General features: G+C 80.0%; 1 pseudogene. It reads right to left on the bottom strand.

Annotation, left to right across the window (positions count from 1 at the left end):
- Positions 1-275: pseudogene (locus tag AOK22_RS43205) on the bottom strand (DNA polymerase III subunit gamma and tau); the annotation flags it as partial.

Here is a 275-nt window from a genome sequence, read left to right as displayed (position 1 = left end):
AGATGTGTATAGGGGGAGTGGGCGGAGCCTGCGGCTCCGGAGTCGGGGCACCCTGCGGCGCCCCGGAACCCCGCACCGCCGCGCGCGCGGCGGCGGGCCCTCCCCCGGGCGGAACCGGCGGACCCTGGGGAACCGGCGGCGGCATGGCGACGCCGGGCTGCTGCACGCCCGCGTGGGCCTCGGGCCCGGGGACGTACCCCATCGCGGGGGCCTGGCCGCCCGCCATGAAGTTGCCCCCGCGCTCCAGGCGGTCGAGGCGGGCCATGACCGAGCGC

The organism is Streptomyces silaceus, assembly GCF_001419745.1.
Classification (GTDB): domain Bacteria; phylum Actinomycetota; class Actinomycetes; order Streptomycetales; family Streptomycetaceae; genus Streptomyces; species Streptomyces silaceus.
Note: the sequence above shows the minus strand (reverse complement) of the source record. Positions and strands in the feature narration are given on the sequence as shown.